This is a genomic window from Pseudomonas sp. GW821-FHT09E04, from assembly GCF_059416185.1.
Genome location: NZ_JBWKOR010000001.1, coordinates 902687 through 918035, shown reverse-complemented (window position 1 = coordinate 918035; position 15349 = coordinate 902687). Strand labels below are relative to the sequence as shown.

Below are 15349 nucleotides of genomic sequence, written 5' to 3'. Positions count from 1 at the left end.
GATCGAACTCTTCACTCGATTGCGAACCTTTCATGACCGTTGCTGCTCCTCGAAACGTCCCGCCGGCGACTGGCCGGCTGCTGTCCATTGATGCGCTGCGCGGCCTGGTCATTCTGTTCATGTTGCTGGATCACGTGCGCGAAACCTTTCTGCTGCATCGTCAGGTCTCCGATCCGATGGACATCGCCAGTACCGAGCCGGCGCTGTTTTTCAGCCGCACTCTGGCGCATCTGTGCGCGCCGGTATTCGTGCTGCTGACCGGGTTGTCGGCCTGGCTGTTCGGGGAAAAGTACGACGGCAAGGCTGATGTCAGTGCCTTTCTGTTCAAGCGTGGTCTGTTCCTGGTGGTGCTCGAATTCACGCTGGTGAATTTCGCCTGGACGTTCCAGCTGCCGCCGAGCGTGATCTACCTGCAAGTGATCTGGGCGATCGGCCTGAGCATGATCGCGCTGTCGCTGTTGGTCTGGCTGCCACGCTGGCTGTTGTTGACGTTGAGCCTGGTGATCATCGCCGGGCACAACCTGCTCGACGGTCTGCACTTTGCCGTGGATTCGGCGCTGCACGTGCCTTGGGCAATCCTGCATGACCGGGGCTGGATCGAAGTCAGCGAGAGCTTGCGCTTGCGCACGTCGTACCCGCTGCTGCCGTGGATCGGTGTGATCGGTCTGGGTTACGCGCTGGGGCCATGGTTTGCCCGAATGGCCGATGCGGGTGTGCGCCAGCGACGTTTGCTGATCGTTGGCATCGCCGGGCTGCTGGGTTTCGTGGCGTTGCGGCTGGTCAACGGTTACGGCGAGAAACCGTGGTCGCTCAATGACAGCAGCCTGCAAACCCTGATGAGTTTTTTCAACATCACCAAATACCCGCCGTCGCTGTTGTTCATCACGCTGACGGTGAGCGTCGGGCTGCTGCTGTTGCTGGTGTTCGAGCGTGCACAGGATCGACGCTGGATTCGCTGGCTGACGGTGTTCGGTTCGGCGCCGATGTTTTTCTATCTGCTGCACCTGTATGCGCTGAAGGTGCTGTACCTGATTGGCGTGGCATTGGTCGGGCTCAATCAGGGCAGTCATTTCGGTTTCTCGACGGTGGCGGCGGTGTGGCTGGCGGCGATGGTGCTGGCGGTCGCGTTGTTTCCGGCCGTGCGCTGGTTCTCGGCATTGAAGGCCCGGCGACGGGACATCGCCTGGTTGAAATATCTGTAGCTAACTCGTTTTGCCGTCGCGAACGTTGCGGGCAAAGTCGATTAAAGCCTTGAGCGGCGCCGGTACATGGCGCCGGCTCGGGTAATACAGATGCAGGCCGGGATAGTACGGGCACCAGTCCGCCAACACCTGCACCAGACGCCCGGCCGCGAGGTGCTCGCTGACCATGTCTTCGAACACATAGGCCAGCCCCAAACCTTGCAGCGCCGGGCCGACCATCAGGCTGACATCGCCCAGGGTCAGCGGACCGTTGACTTCGATTTCCTGTTCAATGCCACCACGTTCGAATTCCCAGCGGTACATCGAACCGCTCGGGAACCGATGGCGGATGCAGGGCAGGGCATGCAGATCTTCAGGTTTCTGCGGCGCGGGATGCCGCTGGAAAAACGCCGGCGAGCCGACCACCACTGACCGCAGATTCGGCCCGATGGGCAGCGACACCATGTCCGCCTCCAACCGGTTGCCGAAACGTACACCGGCATCGAATCCCGCAGCGACGATATCCAGCAGCGCATCGCTTTCGACCACCTCCAGACGTATGTCCGGGTAGGCCTGCAGGAACTCGCTGGCAATCGGCAGCAGCACCAGTTCACAGGCCTGGCGCCCGGAGGTAATGCGCAGGTTGCCCGAGGGCTTGTCGCGAAAATGGTTGAGGTCTTCAAGCGCATCTTCGATATCGCGAAACGCCGGTTTCAACCGGGCATAAAGCCGTTCGCCGGCTTCGGTCAGGGCCACGCTGCGGGTGGTGCGATTGAACAGACGCACGCCGAGGCGGTTTTCCAGAGCGCGCAACGAGTGACTCAGCGCCGACGGTGTCAGGCCCAGATCCACCGCTGCACGACTGAAATTCAGATGCTGCGCGATGCTCAGAAAGATCGACAGATCCGCCGTGGACGGGTTTTTCATTAATGAACGCCTTTCACAAAGTCATGTAATTTTGTTGGGATTATCACATCAGTAGCACGGCTTTAAAGTCGCATCAACTCATCGAGAAGGCCCGGCAACAACGCCAGGGTCACTGACAGGAGGAGTTGCTATGCGTACCTGGCTGATTACCGGAGCTTCCCGTGGTTTTGGCACCCTCATCGCAGAACATGCCCTGCGTGCCGGCGACGCCGTGATTGCCACCGCCCGCAAACCGCAAGACATTACCGACCGCCTCGGCGAGCACCCGAACCTGCTGGCGGTGCGCCTGGACGTCACCCGCGAAGAAGAGGCCCACCAAGCGGTGGCGGAAGGCATCAAGCGTTTCGGCCGCATCGATGTGCTGATCAACAATGCCGGCTTCGGCGTACTGGGCGCGGTGGAAGAAACCAGCGCCAGCGAAACCGAGCGCCTGTTCGCCACCAACGTCTTCGGCCTGCTCAACGTGACTCGCGCCGTGCTGCCGCACATGCGCGCCCAGCGTAGCGGGCGGGTCATCAACATCTCATCGATTGGCGGCTATCAGGCCTACATGGGCTGGGGTGTCTACGGCTCCACCAAGTTCGCGGTGGAAGGCATCAGCGAAGCGCTACGTCAGGAACTGGCGCCGCTGGGCATTCATGCCACGGTGGTCGAGCCGGGCTTCTTCCGCACTGACTTCCTCGATGAACAATCGCTGGTCAAGACCGCGCTGGTGCTGCCGGACTACGACGAAACCGTCGGCAAGATGCGCACCTTCGCCGAAGCCGCCAACCATGCGCAGCCGGGTGATCCGGTGAAGTTTGCCGAAGCCATGCTGGCGCTGGTCAATGCGCCGAACCCGCCGCAACGGCTGGCATTGGGCAGCGACACCGTCGCGCGGATCGAAGCGAAAAATCGATTGGTGGCGCAGGAACTGGCCGAGTGGAATGCGCTGGCGCTGTCCACGGATTTCAAGGACTGACACGCCGCCCGACTCAGCAATCGCAGGCTGCGCTCTGTTGATCGCAGCCTTATTTTTCTTTTCATTGGACGAAATCATGACAACCATCTCCCAGCACCATGGCGCGCGCGACAAACTGCTGATCCTCGCAGCCATTTGCCTGTCGGCACTGGTCCTTCCGTTGAGTTTTACCGGTGGCGCGGTGGCGACGCCGGCCATTGGCCGCGACCTGGGCGGCAGCCCGGTGGCGCTGACCTGGATCACCAATGCGTTCATGTTGTCGTTCGGCAGTCTGCTGATGGCGGCGGGGGCGTTGGCCGATGTCTATGGGCGCAAGCGCCTGTTCACGGGCGGCATGCTGCTATTTACCGCTGCGTCGATTGCCCAGAGCCTGGCGCCTTCGGTGTTCTGGCTGGATGTGTTGCGGGCGATACAGGGCGTGGCCGGGGCTGCGGCGCTGGCCAGTGGTTCGGCAGCGCTGGCACAGGAGTTCGAAGGCCATGCGCGCACCCGTGCCTACAGCATGCTGGGCACCACGTTTGGCATCGGCCTGGCGTTCGGCCCATTGGTGGCCGGGGCGCTGATCGAGGCGTTCAACTGGCGTGCGATCTTTGTCTTCACCGCGCTGATCGGTGTGATCGCGATGGTCTTCGGTCTGCCGCGCATGCGTGAGACCCGCTACCCAGACGCCAGCGGTCTCGACTGGCCGGGCAGTGTGACGTTCAGTTCGATGCTGGCGCTGTTCACGTTCGGTGTGATCCAGGCCCCCGAAAGCGGTTGGGGCAGTCCGTTGGTAGTGGGGCTGTTGGGTGCTTCGGCGTTGTTGCTGGCGCTGTTCGTCCTTATCGAAATGCGCGTCAAGCGCCCGATGCTTGATCTGACCCTGTTCCGTTTTCCGCGCTTCATCGGTGTGCAGATGCTGCCGATTGGCACCTGCTTTTGCTACATCGTGCTGGTGGTCATGCTGCCGCTGCGATTTATCGGCGTCGAAGGCTTGAGTGAAATCGATGCCGGCCTGCTGTTGCTGGCGTTGTCGGCGCCGATGCTGGTGGTGCCGATGCTCGCGGCGTCCATGACCCGTTTTGTCTCGGCCGGTATTTTGTCAGGCGTGGGTTTCCTGATTGCTGCTGTAGGTCTGCATTGGCTGAGCCTGTACAACGTCGGCGAGCCAAAATTTGCGCTGGTGGTACCGATGGTGTTGATCGGGATTGGTGCGGGGTTGCCGTGGGGCTTGATGGACGGGTTGTCGGTCAGCGTGGTGCCGAAAGAACGCGCCGGCATGGCGGCCGGGATTTTCAACACGGTGCGGGTGGCGGGCGAGGGAATTGCACTGGCCAGCGTGGCGGCGATTCTTGCCTCGCTGCTGCATACCGATCTGCAAACGGTAGCTGCTGGTGCCGATGCAGCGCTGATTGCCGAGACCGCGCACCGGGTGACCACTGGCGACATGGCTCACGCGATCAACACGATTCCAGGGTTGGCCAATGAACGTCTGGTGCAAGGTTACGCTTCGGCGTTCCAGTATCTGCTGCACATCCTGACGATCATCACGCTGGCGTCGGCGGCTGTGGTGCTGGGGCTGTTGAGCAAGGAACGGACGGTATCGGAGCCACAACAGGCGGCGGCTTGAAATGAAAAAGCCCGGAAGCGCAAAACGCTTCCGGGCTTTGTTCATTGGATCAGTGGCGGTCCAGCCAAACGGTTTGCGCATTGCAGAACTCGCGTACACCGAAGTGCGACAGCTCGCGGCCGAAACCGCTTTTCTTCACGCCGCCGAAGGTCACGCGCGGGTCGCTGGCGGAGTAACCGTTGATGAACACGCCACCGGTTTCCAGTTCGCTGGTCAGCTGCTGGGCCAGGGCGACATTGGCGGTGTAGATCGTGGCGGTCAGGCCGAACTCGCTGTCGTTGGCCAGGGCCACGGCGTGAGCGCAGTCGCGTGCGGTGATGATCGAGGCTACCGGGCCGAACAATTCCTGTTTGAACGAGGTCATGCGGTCGGTGACGTTGGCCAATACGGTCGGCTCGTAGTAGTTGCCCGGCCCTTGGGCCTTGCCGCCACCGAGCAGCAGGGTGGCGCCTTCTTCCAGGGTGTCGCGCACTTGCTGATCCAGTTCGTCACGCAAATCGAAGCGGGCCATCGGGCCGATGTAGTTGTCGGCGGACAACGGATCGCCCATCTTCAACTGGCGAGTGGCTTCGACGAATTTGCGGGTGAACTCTTCGACCACGCCTTCTTCGATGATCAGGCGTTTGGCAGCGGCGCAGACCTGGCCGGAGTTCTGGTAACGACCGATCACTGCTGCTTGCACGGCTTCGTCGATATCGGCGTCGTTGAGCACGATGAATGGATCGGAACCACCCAGTTCCAGCACGCATTTCTTCAACGCGGCCCCAGCCTGTGCGCCGATGGCCATGCCGGCGCGGACGCTGCCGGTCAGGGTCACGGCGGCGATGCGCGGGTCGGCGATGGCGGTGGACACGCCTTCCGGGGTGACGTTGATCACTTCAAACACGCCATCGGCAAAACCGGCGCGAGTGAAGGCATCACGCAACAGATAGGCGCTGCCCATCACGTTCGGCGCATGCTTGAGCACGTAGGTGTTGCCGGCGATCAACGCCGGGACGGCGCCGCGCAGCACTTGCCAGATCGGGAAGTTCCACGGCATTACGGCGAGGATCGGCCCCAGCGGACGGTATTCGATGCGCGCCTTGCCGCCTTCGACCAGTGTTGCTTCGGCGTTGAGCATGGCCGGGCCGTGTTCGGCGTACCACTCGCAAAGCTTGGCGCATTTCTCGATTTCGCCACGGGCCTGGGCGATCGGCTTGCCCATTTCCTGGGTGATCATGGTCGCCATGGCTTCGCTGCTGTCACGCAGGGCGCCGGCCAGCGCGGTCAGGGCGCGGGAGCGATCCTGCAGCGGTTTGCGTTTCCACTTGCCGAAACCGAACGCGGCACGGGTCAGCGCGGCATCGAGGGCCTCGGCGGATTCGAAGGCGTAGTGACCGATCTGCTCGCCAGTGGCGGGATTGATCGAGATGGCGTGGGTCTGGCTGGAAATCGGGCTCATGGCATCGTCCTGCGAGGTCAGTGGATGCGCTCAGAGTAGGGTGGCGTTTGATTTCTGGAAACTGAATAATAAAGAGCGTTTCTTTCACGATTGGAGAATGACTGTGGATCTGGTGCAACTGGAAATCTTCAAGGCCGTTGCCGAGCACGGCAGCATCAGCGCGGCGGCGGCGCAGATCCATCGCGTGCCGTCGAACCTGACGACGCGCATCAAGCAGTTGGAGGAGGATCTGGGCGTCGACTTGTTCATCCGCGAGAAAAGCCGCCTGCGTCTGTCGCCCGCCGGTTGGAGTTTTCTGGAGTACGCACGGCGGATTCTCGACCTGGTGCAAGAAGCGCGAGCCACGGTGGCTGGCGAGGAACCGCAAGGCGCGTTCCCGCTGGGCTCGCTGGAAAGTACGGCGGCGGTACGGATTCCCGGTTTGCTGGCGACGTATAACCAGCAACACCCCAAGGTCGATCTGGACCTGTCGACCGGGCCGTCGGGGACGATGATCGACGGTGTCCTCTCCGGGCGCCTGGCGGCTGCATTTGTCGACGGCCCGGTCTTGCACCCGGCGCTGGAAGGCATCCCGGCGTTCGAAGAGGAAATGGTCATCATCTCGCCGCTCCACCACGGCCCGATCCAGCGCGCTGCGGACGTGAATGGCGAAAACATCTATGCGTTCCGCTCGAACTGCTCCTATCGCCATCACTTCGAAAAATGGTTCAGCACCGACGCTGCCGTACCCGGCAAGATCTTCGAAATGGAGTCCTATCACGGCATGCTCGCCTGCGTCAGTGCGGGCGCCGGTCTGGCCCTGATGCCGCGCAGCATGTTGCAGAGCATGCCCGGTTGCGCGACGGTGAGTGTGTGGCCGCTGGCGGCGGATTTTCGCTTTCTGACGACGTGGCTGGTGTGGCGCCGGGGCACGGTGTCGCGCAGTCTGAGCATGTTCGTGCGCTTGCTCGAGGAGCGCGGCGTGGTGCGTGCAGAAGAGAATTGACACTTTGTGTCATGGTTGTATCTTAGGCGTCCTGTTTCGCAATATAAAAAACTATACAGCGCAAGCGATGCGCGATTAGCCAGAAGGAATCAGCGATGACCACAGCCCTGAGCGGTAAAGAAGCGGTAGGTGAACGTTTTGTGCTGGAAACCATGCGCCACGCCCAGCAGTTGACCTGGAAGGCCGTGGACGAGATCGCCAAGGTGATCAAGCCCGGCATGCGCGAATCGCAAGCTCATGCACGGGGCAAGGAAATTCTCGTCGAACTGGGCATGGACCGGATCTGGCATCCGCTGTTGATCCGCTTCGGCGCCAACACGCTGAAGACCTTCAAGGAGCGCTCCGACGGCGATCCGGTCCTGGGCGAGGAAGACATTTTCTTCATCGACATGGGCGTGGTCTGGGAAGGCCATGAAGGCGATGCCGGGGCGACGTTCGTCACCGGTTCCGATCCGCAAATGATCGCTTGCGCGGCGGCCTCCAAAGCACTTTTCGACAAGGTCGAGGCCTTTTGGCGTCAAGGCGTAACCGGTGTCGAACTGTATCGCTACGCCACCGATCAGGCTGAGGCGATGGGTTGGAAACTGAATCTGGACATCAAGGGCCACCGGGTCAGTGATTTTCCCCATGCGATCTATCGGGGCGGTAATCTGGGGGATTTCGATCAGGCTCCGAATGCCGGTGTGTGGATTCTGGAAATCCAGATCGAGCACCCTGAGCTTCCGTACGGCGCCTTCTATGAAGACCTGTTGATCTGATTCACTTTGGCGGTGCTAGAGTCAGGAGTCGATGTTCATTCAGGTGCAGCGCTGTAGTTGTAACTACATAGCGCTTGCTCAGATGATGCAGGCCGTTTCCTAACTCCAAAGTCAAAAAAAGGACGTCCATCATGAAAGTCAGTGCCCGCAATGTTTTCAAAGGTCAGGTCAGCCAGGTTCAGGAAGGCTCGGTCAATGCGGAAGTCGTCCTGACCCTGCCGGGCGGCGAGAAGCTGGTTGCTGTCGTGACCCTGGCCAGCCTCAAGAGCCTGGGCATCGCGGTGGGCAAAGAAGCCGTTGCGCTGGTCAAGGCGCCTTGGGTGATGCTGATGACCGAATCCGACGGCATTCGCCTGTCGGCCCGCAACTGCCTGCAAGGCAAGGTGCTGAGCGTGACCGATGGCGCGGTCAACGCCGAAGTGGTGATCGAGCTGGCCGGCGGTTCGAAGGTCTATTCGATCGTGACCCGCGACGCGGTGAACGAACTGGGCCTCGCTGCTGGCGTTAGCGCGACGGCGGTGATCAAGGCTTCGCACATCATTCTGGGTGTGCCGGCCTGATTAAACGCGCGACTCGATAAAAATGCCCGGTTCGGTGATTTGCCGAACCGGGCATTTTTTATTGGCCATCGATACTGCGGGGTAGGTCGAGTAGATTTCCGTCGCGCAACACCTCCGGCAGCAACGCATCCGGAAAGCCCTGATAAGCCACCGGCCGCAAAAAGCGCTCGATCGAGGTCATGCCAACCGAGGTGAAGCGACTGTCCGAAGTGGCCGGGAACGGCCCGCCGTGCACGGTGGCGAAAGTCACTTCCTGAGGATGGGCGAAGGCGTTGACCACGATGCGTCCGGTGCGACGTTCGAGGATCGGCAGCAGGCGCCGAGCCAGGTCCAGATCGCGGTCTTCGAGGTGAATGGCCGCGCTCAGTTGGCCTTTGAACGACCGCGCGACCGCCAGCAATTCTTCCTCATCGTTGACCGTTACCAGCAACGCGGCCGGACCGAACACTTCATGGGCCAGCGCCGGTTCGCCGAGCAGGCGTTGACCGTCAACTTCCAGCAGCGCCGAGCGGCCTTCAAATTGGCCATCCGCTGGTGCGCCGACTGCCACCAGATTCGCACCAACGCTTTCCATCGCCACCAGCCCTTTGACGTATGAACCGTGAATCCCCGGGGTCAGCATCGTGCGTGCCGGTGCATTACTGATCCGTTTGATCATGGCGCTGCGCAATGCTTGCAGGCCATCGCCCTTGACCGCGATCAGGATCGACGGACACAGGCAGGCTTGCCCGACATTGACCAGCATCCGCTCGGCGAAACCGTCACCGATTTCCGCGCCGCGTGCCGCCATTGCTGCGGGCAGGATGAAGGTCGGGTTGACGCTGGTCATCTCGGTGAACACCGGGATCGGGTCGGGACGCAACTGCGCGCGGCGATAGAGCGCCATGCCGCCCAGTTCCGAACCGGTGAAGGTCACTGCCTTGATCAGCGGGTGATCGACCAGCGCCTCACCGATGGCATTGCCGCCGCCGCGCACCATCGAAAACACACCCTCGTGCAAGCCATGCGCCTGTACGGCCTTGCGGATGGCGCGGGCCTGGATTTCCGAGGCGCCGGGGTGGGCGTTGTGTGCCTTGAGAATCACCGTCGCACCGGCCGCAAGCGCCGAAGCGGTGTCGCCGCCGGCCACCGAATAGGAAATCGGAAAGTTGCTGGCGCCGAAGATCGCCACCGGGCCTATCGCGATCTTTTGCAGCCGGTGATCCATCCGTGGCCGGGGCTGACGCTCAGGTTGCGCCGGGTCGATGGCCAGTTGCAGGAAGCGTCCCTTGCGCACCACATCGGCGAACTGGCGGAACTGGGTCGCGGCCTTGGCGGCTTCGCCTTCGAGCTGTGCCTGAGGCAAACCGGTTTCCAGTGCGGCGCGGGCGGCCAGTTCCTCACGAACGGCGTCGAGGTTGTCGGCGATGCTCTCCAGAAACGCCGAGCGTTCGGCCAGCGAGGTATGGCTGTAGCTGTCGAATGCCGCGTCGGCAAGGGTTGCAGCCTGATCGACCTGGGCCGCGCCGCCAAAGGCGAACTCTGGTTCGATCAGTTGATGGGTTGCCGGATTCAGCGCTTTCATCGTGCCCTCGGTGGCGGGGATGTCAGAGGCGCCGATCAGCAGGTGGCCAGTCAGACTCATTTCGACTCACCCTGTGTGTTGAGGCTGGCGATCAACTCGTCGGTGGTCGTGACGACATGGGCAAAGGTCGGGCCGTTCAGCTCATGGGCGGAATGCATCATCTCCGGTTTGAACGCCGCCGTTGCGTCGCGCACCAGCGTGACGTGGTATCCCAGTTCGCTGGCGTAGCGGGCGGTGGCTTCGATGCAGGTGTTGGCCAGCAAGCCGACGATGATCACGTGGGTGATGCTCTTCTGCTTGAGGCGAAAATCGAGGTCGGTGTTGGCAAAACCGCTGGAGCCCCAATGTTCCTGAGCGACGATGTCACCGTCCTTCGGCGCGAAATCCGGGTGCCATTCACCGCCCCATTCGCCACGGGCAAAGTGGTGCATGTGCATGATCTTTTGTTGGGTGGGGCTTGGGTGATCCCAGTTCTCGTAGTCGCCTTTGACCCAGCGGTGATGCGGTACGATGACCACCGGAATCTGCAGGCCACGCACGGCGCGGTCGAGTTTGCGCAGGTTGTCGAGCAGACCGTTCTGGTCGGCGATCGGTTTGATCAGCGGAAAGATCTTGCCGCCATCCGATAAAAAATCGTTGTACGGATCGACCAGCAGGTAGGCGGTTCTGTCGAGTGGATAGAGAGGTTTCGACATGACGATGTACTCCGGCAATGAGAGTGATCGATGCTCAGGGCTTGTTCCCGCATCGTGTTGATATGATAATCATAGTAACTGTGAAAGAGGCAAGCCCTGATGGCTGTAAACGATAGTCTTCCCGATACGCTGTGCCCGATTTCCCGGGCCGAGGCGATCGTCGGCGACCGCTGGACGGTGCTGGTTTTGCGCGAGTTGTTCATGGGCAGCCATCGCTACGACGAGATTCAGGCCCAGACCGGCGGTACGCCGCAGATGGTCGCCGCTCGTCTGAAAAGCCTGGAGGCAGACGGACTGGTCGAGCGTCGCTTGTATAACGAGCGGCCGAAACGTTACGAGTACCACCTCACCGCCAAGGGCGAGGCGTTCTACCCGGTGGTGATTGCGTTGCGCGCCTGGGGAGAGACCTGGTGCAAGTCGCCGGAGGAGGGGCTGGCCGTGAACATGATCCACAAGCACTGCAATCACAGCGCCGGCCTCGGACCGCTGTGCGATCACTGCGGCGAACTGTTGCGACGCGAGGATCTGATCAGCCAGCCGCAAGAGGCTTATGTCGCCGAGCGGCAAGCGCGGCGCGAGGCGTTCAAGGCGAAATAGGCGGTTCCAGCCAAAGCAAAAGGCCCTCGCTTCGAGGGCCTTCGTGTGTCAGTGAAGAAAGGAAGGCTTACAGACTGCCCGCCAGTTTCCCGGTCATCAGTCGCCGACGATAAGCACTGTCACGACTGGCCAGCCAGAAATACAGCGGCGACGTCACCAGCAACCCCACCAGCCAGGAAAGGTCCGCGCCGTTGATGTGCGCCGATACCGGCCCGACGTACAGCGGCGTGTTCATGAACGGAATCTGCACCGCGATCCCGATCGCATACGCCAGCAAGGCCTGCGGGTTGTAGCGGCCGTAGATGCCGCCATCGACCTGGAAGATCGAGGCGATGTCGTACTGGCCTTTGTGGATGGCGTAGAAGTCGATCAGGTTGATCGCTGTCCACGGTACCAGCACGACCAGCAGCACCAGCACCATGTCGACGAAGTGGCCGATGAAGTCTGACGACGCGCCGACGGCAGCGAAACAGCAGGCGAGCAGCACGATCAGCGAAATCACCGCGCGGCTCTTGGCGGTCGGAATCCAGCGATAGGCGAAAGTCTGTACCAACGTGATCAGCGACAGCACCGCGCCGTACAGGTTGAGCGCGTTATGGCTGATCACGCTGAGCAGGAACAGCACCAGCATCAGCGGGCCGATCGAGCCGGTGGCGAGTTTCACCGCATCCATGGTGTCCATGCCCACCGGGGTTGCCAGCACGGCAACCGCACCGAAGATGAACGACAGGCTGGAGCCCAGTGCGGAACCGAGGTAAGTGGTCCAGAACGTCGCGGCCACCGGCACATTCGCCGGCAGATAGCGCGAGTAGTCCGACACGTACGGCGCAAACGCAATCTGCCACAACGCCGCCAGCGACACGGTGGCGAGCCAGCCCGAAAGGTTGAAACCGCCACGGGTGAGGAAGTCAGCCGTCTGCACGTGAGTCAGGATGTAGCCGAAGCCGACAACGATGCCGATCCCCAACACCCAGGTGCCGATGCGGTTGAGCACGTGGATGAAGCGGTAACCGATGATCCCGATGATTCCCGAGCCCAGCGCGCCGATCACGATGCCGACCGGTACCGGAACGCTGTCGACCACGCCATGCAGGGACTTGCCGGCGAGCACGATGTTGGAGGCGAAGAAACCGATGTACATGACGCCGGCAATCAACACCACCAGCAGCGCGCCGAGGGAACCGAATTGCGCACGACTCTGGATCATCTGCGGAATGCCCATCTGCGGGCCTTGCGCCGAGTGCAGCGCCATCAGCACACCGCCGACCAGATGGCCGACCAGAATGGCGACGATGCCCCACACCAGATTCAGGTGAAACAGCTGCACGCCGAGGGCGCCGGTAACGATGGGCAGCGGCGCGATGTTGCCGCCGAACCAGAGGGTGAACAGATCCCGAACCTTTCCGTGGCGATCTTCGGGCGGCACATAGCCGATCGTGTGTTTTTCAATGAGCGGTGCGGACGTTGTTGCAGAGGTGGCCATGACGAACTCCAAGGCAAGGACGAGTACGTGGACGTACTTCAGTGAGCGCCGGCACGGACGGCGCATTTCTTGTTGGGGTCGATCATGGGCAAGGAAAGGGGAGAGATAAATTAGTAGTTTTGTTGCTTCAGGCGTTAAAAAAACGAGGCTCTCCGGTCAGATGAAAGCGCTCTGTTTCGGGCGTTTCAGCACCATGAACGACAACGCAGCTGACCTCCATCGGAGCAGCTGTCTGTCGATGAACCTGCGGCTTGGTTGCGGACTTGAATCCTGCAGCCAGACCGTTTTTTCAAAGGTGAATCGAAGCCAGCATCCGTTGCAGCATCTCATCGCAGGCCTTGAGCTGATCGCGGCTGACGAACTCGTCCGGCTTGTGACCCTGGTCCATGCTGCCGGGCCCGCACACCACCGTGGGAATCCCCACCGCGTCGAACAAGCCGCCTTCGGTCCCAAACGCCACGGTGCCGAAATCGTCCGAGCCACAGAACGTGGCGATCAATTCCGCCGCCTGGCTCCGGGCATCCGTCGCCAGCCCCGGATACGCTGACAGTTCGCTGAAACGGATATCACTCTGCCCGCTGACGGCCCGCATGCGCGGCAGCATTTGCTGTTCGGCATAGGTCTTGAGTTGCTGCGCGACGACCGTCGGATCCTGCGAGGGCAGGGCGCGGATTTCGAAGTCGAAACGGCAATCGGCAGGGACGATGTTCAACGCCTTGCCGCCGCTGATCACGCCGGTTTGCACCGTTGAATACGGCGGGTCAAAGCGCGGGTCGAGGTATTCATCCTTGAGCTGCCGACCGATGCGCCCCAGCTCGCCGATCAGCTCGGCGGCGCATTCGATGGCATTGACCCCGAGTGGCGCGTAGGCCGAATGACAGGCGTGTCCCTGGACATCGCAGCGCATCGCCAGTTTGCCTTTGTGCCCGAGCACCGGTTTGAGTTCGGTCGGTTCGCCGATGATGCACAGCAACGGTTTGACCGGACGTTGCTCCAGCACCTTGAGCAGCGAACGTACGCCGAGGCAGCCGACCTCTTCGTCGTAGGACAGCGCAATGTGTACCGGCATGCGCAGCGGTACTTTGACCAACGACGGCACCAACGCCAGCACGCAGGCGATGTAGCCCTTCATGTCCGCCGTGCCACGGCCGTACAACTTGCCGTCGCGCTCGCTGAGTTCAAACGGTGGCAGCGTCCATGGCTGGCCGTCGGCCGGCACCACGTCGGTGTGCCCTGACAACACGATCCCCGGCTGATCGGCCGGGCCAATCGTGGCGAACAGGTTGGCCTTGCTGCGGTCTTCGTTGTAGATCAGCTCGCATGGCACATCGAAACCTTCGAGGTAGTCACGCACGAAGTCGATCAATTGCAGGTTGGACTCGCGGCTGGTGGTGTCGAACCCCACCAGCGTTTTGAGCAACGCGACGCTGTCGCTCATCGGTCGTCTCCGGCAACCCCGTAGCCCGGCGCCTTGGCCGGATCGAGGGCGCGGTCGATGTAGTCCTGAAGCTGCGGGCGATAGGCGTCCCAGAGCTTTTGCAATTGACCGATCGGGTCTTCATCGGCCCAGTCCACCCGCAGGTTGACGATGGGCCAGGTCAGTTCACCGACCACGACCACGGCTGCCGAATGCACCGGTCCCGCTTCGCCGCCCAAGGTCTGGGCGGCGTGCAAGGCCTTGATCAGGCGGTCGGCCAATTGGCCTTCGCCTTCTTCGAACGCGCTGACCATGGCTTCGATCACCGAGCGCCCGGCGAGCATGTTGCCCGCCGCCACGCATTGCTCGCCCGACACGGCGTTGTGCACGCCCAGGGTTTGCGCGCCGCTGAAATGCGCGGTCTGCCCTAGGTGGTTGATCGCGGTGATCTGCCGGTACTGACTGTAGCCGTTGCGGGTGAGCACCTTGTCCAGCGCTGCCTCGGGCGCCAGGCCTTGCTCCATCAAGGCGAGCACTTCCGGGCCGAGGGACGGCAGGGTGATGTTCTGGCTCGACACTGCGCCGACACCCGGCAACAGCCACGGACAACGGGCGCCGACGGCAATGCTGGAGGAACTGATGGCGATGCCGAACTGGCCGGTTTCGGGGCAGCGGGCGGCGATGGAAAATGTCATGTGTGGCCTCCTTTCGCTAAGGTCGAATTACTCGGGAATCACCGCAACCACATCAATCTCCATCAGCCACTGCGGCTGGCCCAGCGCCGACACCACCAGCCCGGTGGAGATCGGGAAAACACCCTTCAGCCATTTGCCGACTTCCTGATACACCGGCTCGCGGTAGCGCGGGTCGATCAGGTAAGTGGTGGTCTTGACGATATGGCTCAGGTCGCTGCCGGCCTCTTCTAGCAGTTGCTTGACGTTGCGCATTGCCTGTTCGGTCTGTGCGCGCGGGTCGCCGAGGCCGACCAGTTCACCATCGAAATTGGTGCCGACCTGACCACGGACATACACGGTATTGCCGGCGCGGACGGCCTGGCACAAGTCATTGTCCAGGGTCTGGTTCGGGTAAGTGTCCTTGGTGTTGAACATGCGAATGCGGGTGTGGGTTGGCTGACTCATGTGAGGCTCCTGACGAAATCGAACCCGGCGCA

At 61.7% G+C, this 15349-nt stretch carries 15 protein-coding genes; 7 read left to right on the top strand and 8 right to left on the bottom strand.

Going from position 1 to position 15349, the window contains the following annotated elements:
* The first annotated feature begins 32 nt into the window (after positions 1-32).
* Positions 33-1202, top strand: a complete 1170-nt coding sequence (locus AC07N4_RS04100) for an acetyltransferase domain-containing protein (RefSeq protein ID WP_493065017.1) — start codon at positions 33-35, stop codon at positions 1200-1202.
* Here the strand turns inward: AC07N4_RS04100 and AC07N4_RS04095 are convergent, their stop codons facing one another.
* On the bottom strand, positions 1203-2108 hold the full coding sequence (locus AC07N4_RS04095; RefSeq protein WP_493065016.1) for a LysR family transcriptional regulator: 906 nt from the start codon (positions 2106-2108) through the stop codon (positions 1203-1205).
* 130 nt (positions 2109-2238) lie between these two features.
* Here AC07N4_RS04095 and AC07N4_RS04090 point away from each other — a divergent pair, with 130 nt between their 5' ends.
* The gene (locus AC07N4_RS04090; RefSeq protein WP_493065015.1) at positions 2239-3069 is read left to right on the top strand and encodes an oxidoreductase; all 831 of its coding nucleotides are present in this window, start codon (positions 2239-2241) and stop codon (positions 3067-3069) included.
* Between the two features lie 76 nt (positions 3070-3145).
* Positions 3146-4678: an MFS transporter gene (locus tag AC07N4_RS04085; protein WP_493065014.1), complete on the top strand. Its 1533-nt coding sequence runs from the start codon at positions 3146-3148 to the stop codon at positions 4676-4678.
* A 49-nt stretch (positions 4679-4727) separates the two neighbouring features.
* Here the strand turns inward: AC07N4_RS04085 and AC07N4_RS04080 are convergent, their stop codons facing one another.
* Positions 4728-6119, bottom strand: coding sequence for an aldehyde dehydrogenase family protein (locus AC07N4_RS04080; protein WP_493065013.1), 1392 nt, complete (start codon positions 6117-6119; stop codon positions 4728-4730).
* Between the two features lie 103 nt (positions 6120-6222).
* Here AC07N4_RS04080 and ptrR point away from each other — a divergent pair, with 103 nt between their 5' ends.
* The 3 genes from ptrR (at position 6223) to AC07N4_RS04065 (ending at position 8422) form a co-directional block, all read left to right on the top strand.
* Complete coding sequence (gene ptrR, locus AC07N4_RS04075) at positions 6223-7104, top strand: putrescine utilization regulator PtrR (RefSeq protein ID WP_064600875.1); 882 nt, start codon at positions 6223-6225, stop codon at positions 7102-7104.
* Between the two features lie 95 nt (positions 7105-7199).
* Positions 7200-7862 carry a M24 family metallopeptidase gene (locus tag AC07N4_RS04070; protein WP_493065012.1) on the top strand — a complete coding sequence of 221 codons (663 nt, stop codon included), beginning with the start codon at positions 7200-7202 and terminating at the stop codon, positions 7860-7862.
* A 131-nt stretch (positions 7863-7993) separates the two neighbouring features.
* Positions 7994-8422, top strand: coding sequence for a TOBE domain-containing protein (locus AC07N4_RS04065; protein WP_102620931.1), 429 nt, complete (start codon positions 7994-7996; stop codon positions 8420-8422).
* A 58-nt stretch (positions 8423-8480) separates the two neighbouring features.
* Here the strand turns inward: AC07N4_RS04065 and AC07N4_RS04060 are convergent, their stop codons facing one another.
* Entirely contained in the window at positions 8481-10046 is a 1566-nt protein-coding gene (locus AC07N4_RS04060; RefSeq protein WP_493065011.1) for an aldehyde dehydrogenase (NADP(+)), read from the bottom strand.
* Complete coding sequence (locus AC07N4_RS04055; RefSeq protein WP_096820099.1) at positions 10043-10681, bottom strand: cysteine hydrolase family protein; 639 nt, start codon at positions 10679-10681, stop codon at positions 10043-10045. The genes AC07N4_RS04060 and AC07N4_RS04055 overlap by 4 nt, the downstream gene beginning before the upstream one ends.
* A 99-nt stretch (positions 10682-10780) precedes the next feature.
* On the opposite strand from AC07N4_RS04055, the gene AC07N4_RS04050 reads away from it, so the two are divergent.
* Positions 10781-11278 (top strand): winged helix-turn-helix transcriptional regulator, encoded by a 498-nt coding sequence (locus AC07N4_RS04050; RefSeq protein WP_096820098.1) that lies wholly within the window; start codon positions 10781-10783, stop codon positions 11276-11278.
* A 67-nt stretch (positions 11279-11345) separates the two neighbouring features.
* Here the strand turns inward: AC07N4_RS04050 and AC07N4_RS04045 are convergent, their stop codons facing one another.
* The 4 genes from AC07N4_RS04045 to AC07N4_RS04030 form a co-directional block, all read right to left on the bottom strand.
* Positions 11346-12761 carry a purine-cytosine permease family protein gene (locus tag AC07N4_RS04045; protein ID WP_102620933.1) on the bottom strand — a complete coding sequence of 472 codons (1416 nt, stop codon included), beginning with the start codon at positions 12759-12761 and terminating at the stop codon, positions 11346-11348.
* A gap of 289 nt (positions 12762-13050) precedes the next feature.
* Entirely contained in the window at positions 13051-14199 is a 1149-nt protein-coding gene (gene argE / locus AC07N4_RS04040; RefSeq protein ID WP_493065010.1) for an acetylornithine deacetylase, read from the bottom strand.
* Positions 14196-14873, bottom strand: coding sequence for a DUF1028 domain-containing protein (locus AC07N4_RS04035; protein WP_493065009.1), 678 nt, complete (start codon positions 14871-14873; stop codon positions 14196-14198). Before AC07N4_RS04035 ends, argE begins: the two co-directional genes overlap by 4 nt.
* A 27-nt stretch (positions 14874-14900) precedes the next feature.
* Positions 14901-15317: a RidA family protein gene (locus tag AC07N4_RS04030; RefSeq protein WP_007950460.1), complete on the bottom strand. Its 417-nt coding sequence runs from the start codon at positions 15315-15317 to the stop codon at positions 14901-14903.
* Positions 15318-15349: the final 32 nt, after the last annotated feature.